This is a genomic window from Pseudomonadota bacterium (genome assembly GCA_010028905.1).
GTDB lineage: Bacteria > Vulcanimicrobiota > Xenobia > RGZZ01 > RGZZ01 > RGZZ01.
In genome coordinates this window covers 1-6,750 of sequence record RGZZ01000286.1, presented here as the reverse complement: position 1 = coordinate 6,750, position 6,750 = coordinate 1, and the positions used below count along the sequence as shown (strand labels likewise).

Annotated in this window: 3 protein-coding genes; 2 read left to right on the top strand and 1 reads right to left on the bottom strand. The window is 65.6% G+C overall.

Annotation, left to right across the window (positions count from 1 at the left end):
* The first annotated feature begins 257 nt into the window (after nt 1-257).
* Both EB084_16980 and EB084_16975 read left to right on the top strand, forming a co-directional pair.
* Nucleotides 258-1,652 carry a glycosyl hydrolase gene (locus EB084_16980; protein NDD29952.1) on the top strand — a complete coding sequence of 465 codons (1,395 nt, stop codon included), beginning with the start codon at nt 258-260 and terminating at the stop codon, nt 1,650-1,652.
* A 50-nt stretch (nt 1,653-1,702) separates the two neighbouring features.
* Nucleotides 1,703-3,991: a glycosyl hydrolase gene (locus tag EB084_16975; GenBank protein NDD29951.1), complete on the top strand. Its 2,289-nt coding sequence runs from the start codon at nt 1,703-1,705 to the stop codon at nt 3,989-3,991.
* Between the two features lie 36 nt (nt 3,992-4,027).
* Here EB084_16975 and topB read toward each other — a convergent pair whose 3' ends face one another.
* Nucleotides 4,028-6,748 (bottom strand): DNA topoisomerase III, encoded by a 2,721-nt coding sequence (gene topB / locus EB084_16970; protein NDD29950.1) that lies wholly within the window; start codon nt 6,746-6,748, stop codon nt 4,028-4,030.
* Nucleotides 6,749-6,750 lie beyond the last annotated feature (2 nt).

The window sequence follows — 6,750 nt, the reverse complement described above, 5'->3', positions numbered from 1 at the left end:
TGGAGCCGTGCCAGGGGCACGCACTCCGATGACAGGTGGAAGTCGGAGGCGCCGATCTCGAGGATGCGGCTCAGGTAGTGGTCGAGGGTGGCCCGCAGGTTCACATCGCTCATTGCGTCGTGGCGTTCGACGCGGTGTGCGACGGCCCCTAGCGACCCCTGCGGTGACCAGTGAAGGAATTCAGGTTTCACGACCAGAACCCGGGCCCAGACCAGCGCGGATCCGCAGATCTCCGCGCTTGAAGCGGAGGCCGCGACATGAACGCAGTCGAGAGAGAGGCCGCGCGTGCGCGTCGCCTCGTGTGTGCCCTGTACCTCATCTTGTTCGTGGTGGTGCTCCCCGTGTCCGAGGCGCTTGGCGCGCCCCCCTCCCAGGCACGGGTGATCGTCACCGCTCGCGACACCCGCGAGCGACTCTCTCCGCGCGGCGCGCTCCCCTTCGCGCCATTGTCTCAGCCCACCGAGGATCAGTGCGCACTCACCGACGCCGCCGCCGAGACGTTCATGAGGCTGTCGCCGGTGAAGCAGCAAGAGTTCATCCGCGCCTGCTACGATATCGCCAACGGCCTCGGATATTCGCTGGGGCGAACCAACATCCACAGCTGCGATTTCTCGTCAGAGAGCTACACCTACGTGCGCGACGGCGATACATCGCTGTCGAGCTTCACCCTCGACCACGACCGCAAGGCCCGCATCCCCTTCATCAAGCGCGTGCTCGTCGCCGCGCCGACCCTGAAGATCTTCGCCTCGCCCTGGAGCCCGCCCGGCTGGATGAAGACCAACGGCGAGATGCTTCACGGCGGATCGCTCAAGCCCGAGCACGCCGGGGTGTGGGCGCGTTATGTGGTGCGGTTCCTCGAGGGCTATGCGCGTGAGGGCATTGCCCTCTGGGGGCTGACCGTGCAGAACGAGCCCATGGCCTCGCAGACGTGGGAGTCTTGCATCTACACCGGCGAGCAGGAGCGCGACTTCGTCAAGAAGCATCTCGGCCCCGCGCTTGCCGCCGCGGGTCTGGGCGGGGTGCGTCTCATGATCTGGGATCACAATCGCGGCATGATGGCCCAGCGCGCGGCTGCCGTGCTCGACGATCCGGAAGCGGCGAAGTACGTCTGGGGAACGGCCTTCCACTGGTACGGCGGCGACGACTTCTCGACCGCGAGCCTGGTGCACGACGCCTACCCGGACAAGGCCCTCCTGTTCAGCGAGGGGTGCAACTATCCGTTCAGCTGGAAGACCTTCAACGACTGGTCTTGGGGTGAGGGCTACGGCCGGTCGATGATCGGAGACTTCAACCACTGGGCGAGCGGCTGGTGCGACTGGAACGTGCTGCTCGATGAGCGCGGGGGGCCCAACCACGTGAACAACTTCTGCTTCGCCCCCGTTCACGCCGACGCCCAGGGGCAGCTGCACTACATGGCGTCGTACTACTACATCGGTCACTTCTCGCGGTATGTGCGGCCTGGCGCGCGGCGCGTGAGCTGCTCGTCGAGCCGGGATGATCTCCTCGCCACCGCCTTCGTCAACCCGGATCAGTCGGTGGCTGCTGTTGCCATGAACCCGACTGACAAAGCGCGAGACATCTACATCTGGACCAAAGGGCAGGCGGTGAAGGCCGCCATGCCCGCGCATTCCATCGCCACCTTTGTCTGGTGATTCTGGTGAATCTGACGAGCGTATACAGTCTGACGAGAGCGAGAGCGTGTATGAAGAACAATCGGTCTGTGCGAAACGTGGCGGCGGCCACGGCCCTCTTCGGTTCACTGATGTGGGGCGTGGCCAGCGCAGCGCCGGCGCCTGTGCCCCCAGCTTCGAAGGCGGTCGACGCAGGCGCGCGTCAGAATGAGCGGATCGAGGCGCTGCTCAAGCAGATGACCCTCGAGGAGAAGGTGGGGCAGATGACCCTCTTCTCGAGCGACTACGACAAGACGGGCCCCACCATGCGCGCCGAGTATCTCGACGATATTCGCAAAGGGCGCGTTGGGGCGGTGTTCAACGCCCTCACGCCAGAGTTCACCCGCAAGCTGCAGAAGATCGCGGTCGAGCAGACACGATTGAAGATTCCGCTGCTCTTCGGCTACGACGTCATTCACGGCTACAAGACCATCTTTCCCATTCCCCTCGCCGAGGCGTGCTCGTTCGACCTGGGCGTGATGGAGCGGTCGGCTCGAATCGCCGCGGTCGAGGCATCGGCCGATGGCCTGCACTGGACCTTCGCCCCCATGGTCGACATCGCTCGTGACCCCCGCTGGGGCCGCATCGCGGAAGGCGCCGGCGAAGATACGTGGTGGGGGCAGCAGGTGGCTGGGGCCCGCGTGCACGGCTTCCAGGGATCTGATCTCAGCCGCCCCGACAGCCTGCTGGCCTGCGCCAAGCACTACGCCGCCTATGGGGCGGCGCAGGCGGGTCGCGATTACAGCACCACCGATGTGTCAGAGCGCGAGATGCTCGATACCTACCTGCCGCCCTTCCACGCCGCGGTGAAGGCCGGGTGCGCCACGTTCATGACGGCCTTCAACGATCTCAACGGCGTGCCGTGCAGCGCCAACGAATGGCTGCTGCGCGAGATGCTGCGCCGTCGCTGGAAGTCTCCGGCCTTCGTGGTCACCGACTACACGTCGATCAACGAGATGATCGAGCATGGCAATGTGGCCGATCAGGCCGACGCGGCGGCTCAGGCCGCCAATGCGGGCGTCGACATGGACATGCAGAGCGCCGCCTTTCTCGACAAGCTGCCGGCGCTGGTGAGGGCGGGCAAGGTGCCCGTTGCGGTGGTCGATGACGCCGTGCGCCGCGTCCTGCGCTACAAGATGGCCAAGGGGCTCTTCGAGAACCCCTATCTCGCCTGCGACCTGCCTCGGTCTTCGGTCACCTTCACCGCTGACCATCGTGCCGCGGCACGTGATGCGGCCCGTCGGTCGATCGTGCTGCTCGAGAACAAGAAGAACGTGCTGCCGTTGCGCAAGACCGGCATCACGATTGCCGTCGTGGGGCCGCTGTCGGCCGATCGCACGAACATGCTCGGCACCTGGTCCGGACAGGGCGAGGGAGAGCGATGTGTGTCGGTCATCGAAGGGCTCCGGGCGAGTGCGCCGAGCGCCTCGTTCGTCACGGCCAAGGGGTGTGACATCGATTCGACTGATGTCTCCGGCTTCACCGCGGCCGTCGACGCCGCACGCAAGGCCGACGTTGTGGTGGCGGTGATGGGCGAGTCGAATGACATGAGCGGGGAGGCGTCTTCGCGCGCCAATCCCGATCTCCCAGGTGTGCAGCGACGCTTGCTCCAGCAGCTGAAGGCCACAGGAAAGCCCGTGGTGCTCGTGCTGTGCAATGGCCGTCCGCTCACCATCAGCTGGGAGCACGACAACCTCGACACCATCGTTGAGGCTTGGCATCTGGGCACCGAAGCCGGCAACGCCATCGGCGACGTGCTCTTCGGTGACTGCAACCCATCGGGGCGGCTGGTCACCACCTTCCCTCGCGCGGTGGGGCAGATCCCGCTGTACTACAACCATCGCAACACGGGCCGCCCGGCTGATTCAAAGAACCACTTCACGTCGAAGTACATCGACATGCCGAACGAGCCTCTCTACCCGTTTGGCTACGGGCGCAGCTACACCACGTTCGTGTACGCTCCGCTGAAGCTCAGCAGCACGGCGCTCGATCCGGATGGCACGCTCACCGTTGAGGTGAAGGTGACCAACAGCGGCAGCCGCGATGGCGAAGAGGTGGCGCAGCTCTATGTGCGCGACCTCGTGGGAGAAGGGGTGACCCGCCCCGTCAGAGAGATGCGCGGCTTCGAGAAGGTGCGCATCGCTGCGGGTGAGGCTCGTGTGGTCACCTTCACGCTGCGTGCAGCTGATCTGGCCTTTCACCGCAAGGACATGACCTACGGAGCGGAGGCAGGCGAATTTCAGGTGTGGGTCGGGCCGGACTCGGCCAACGGCCAGACGGCACGCTTCCGCCTCACCCGATCGGTGACGCTTCCCGAGTGACCTGCCCAGCGCGCTCGACAGAAGCGACGCGGGCGGTCAGGCCTTCTTCGTGGCGACTTTCTTCGCGGCCGCCTTCTTGGGGGCGCTCTTCTTGGCCGTGGCTTTCTTGGCCGTGGCCTTGACCGCCGCGGTCTTCTTGCCTGCTGCCTTCTTCGCGGGAGCGCGCCTGGGCGCGGCCGCCTCTGCTGCGCCTTCGCCTTCCTCGCCGCCCTTGCCCTTGCGTGCGCGCGGCGCGCGGGGCGGGAACTCGAAGCCGTGACGACCCGTGTCCTTGCGTACCAGCTTGGCCTTGAAGTTGCGCCCGTACTTCGAGACGAAGTCTTCGATGATGGGGGTCTCGGCCACGCTCGAGAAGTAGGCCTCGGCATCGGTGCGGGTCATCTCGCGCTTGCACACGAGGCGAGGCAGCGACGACGGTCCTTTGCGCTTCTTGTTGGGTTTGCGCTCGAGACAGCGGCCCTGGCACTGGAAGTGGGTCGGGGTCTCCACCACCTGGCAGTGCGCGGGGTCATAGGGACAGGGCCCGACAGGGGTCTCGTCGACCTCGAAGGTGGGGGTCTCGGCGCCCTCTTCACCTCCGCCACCGGTCGGCACGTCACCCACGAGCTCGACCTTGCTCTCGGCGGTGAGCCGGAGCGCGGCCTTGTAGCCATCTCCGCGCCGCGTCACGAAGCCTTCGATGACGGGGGTCTCGCCCTTGTGCAGCAGCTCCTCCATGGTGAGCCGATCGATGTAGCGCCCGTTGCGGTCCTTCCAGACGTTGAACGGACAGCCCTGATCCTTTCCGATGTTGTGCTCGCAAGAGTAGAGGCGCATCTTCTCGATGACCTTGCCGTGCTTGCACACGGGGCAGCTCCCCAGGGGCGCTTCGTGGCCGTAGATGTCGTTGTAGTCGAAGCCCTTCGACTTCACCACCATCTCCTTGGTGAACTCGGTCATCTCGTTCATGTAGTCGCGGCGTGCGCGCTCGCCGTGCTCGACATCGCGCAGATGCTTCTCCATCTCGCCGGTGAGCTCAGGCGAGGCCAGCACGCGGGCCTCGATGCGCCGCAGCAGGTCGATGAGCAGAATGCCCTTCGGGGTGGCGCGAAGCGCCCGGTCGGAGCGCATCGCGTACTGCTTGCTGACCAGGTTCTCGATGATCTCGGCGCGGGTGGCCGGCGTTCCGAGCCCCTTGTCGGCCAGAAAGCTCGACAGCTCCTCGTCTTCGACCTGCTTGCCCGCGTGCTCCATGAGCGACAGGATGCGCGCTTCGGTGATGCGTGCCGGGGGACGCGTCTCTTCGGCGTCGCTCTCTGCATTGATGTTCTTGACTCCCACGCCATCTGCGGCGTCTTTTCCCGGTGCCAGCGGAGGCAGCGAGGAGCCCTCCGCCTCGGCGGCCTCCTTGCCGTAGGCTTCGTACCATCCGGGCTCGATGAGGTAGCGTGAGCGTGAGCGGAACGACTCACCGCCCACCTCGGTGATGCGCTCCACCCTGGTCCAGGTGGCGGGCGGGTAGAAGGCGGCGAGGAAGCGCCGCACGATGAGGTCGTAGACCTTGGCCTCGTCGTTGCTGAGGTGTCCCGCGCGCTCGGGGGTGGGAATGATGGCGAAGTGATCGCTGACCCCTTTGTCGTTGAACACCTTGCCCTGGTTCTTCAGCCCCGCGCGCTGCAGGGTGCGGGCTGCCGAGCTCCACGGGGCTCCGGTTGAAGCGAGCACGCCCACGACCTGGTTCACTACGGGCACGTAATCGTTGGGAAGGCACTTCGAGTCGGTACGCGGGTAGGTGATGAGCTTGTGGGTCTCATAGAGGCCCTGCGCGGCCGAGAGCGTGCGGCGCGCCGAGAAGCCCATGCGTCGGTTGGCCTCGCGCTGCAGGCTGGTGAGATCGAACAGGGGAGGGGCCGCCTCGCTCTGCGGCTTTCGGGTCTCTCGCGCAAGCCCCGGCTTGCCGCGCACCGCGTCGAGAACGGCCGAGACCTTGGCTGCATCGGTGATCCAGTCATCTTTTCGCGGACTGTCCGGGTCGGGTTTGAAGGTCGGGTCGAACCACGTTCCCTCATAGGCATGGTCGGGTGCCTGGAAGGTGGCCTGGATGCGCCAGAAAGGCTCGGGGCGATGGCGCGCGATCTCGAGTTCGCGCTCGACGAGCAGCGCCAGTGTGGGCGTCTGCACGCGTCCCACCGACCAGGCTCCGTTCTCGAAGCGCATCTTGAGGCGGCGGGTGAGGGCGCGGGTCACATTCATGCCGATGAGCCAGTCTGCCTCGGAGCGGCACTGCGCCGCGTCACCCAGGCCGTCGTACTCCTTGCTGGGGCGAAGCTGCTTGAAGCCCTCGCGAATGGCGTCTGGCGTCATCGACTGCAGCCACAGGCGTCGCACGGGCTTGTTCACCTTCGCCCATGTGACGATCTCGCGGAAGATGAGCTCCCCTTCGCGGCCTGCGTCGCAGGCATTCACGATGTCGCTCACGTCGGAGCGGGCCAGCAGCTTCTTCAGCGTGCCGAGCAACTGGGTCTGCTTCGTCTTTGCCTTGAGCTCGAAGGGGTCGGGGAGGATGGGCAGATCTTCGAGCTTCCACGACTTGTACTTGTCGTCGAGATCTTCTGGCTCCTTGAGCTCGAGCAGGTGTCCCGAGGCCCAGCCCACCACATAGCGGTCGCTCTCGAAGAACCCCTCGAACGGCTGGAACCCCCCGAGCGACTTGCTGATGTCCTGGGCAACCGATCTCTTCTCGGCGATGACGAGTGTCTTGGGCACGGTGTCCTCCACAG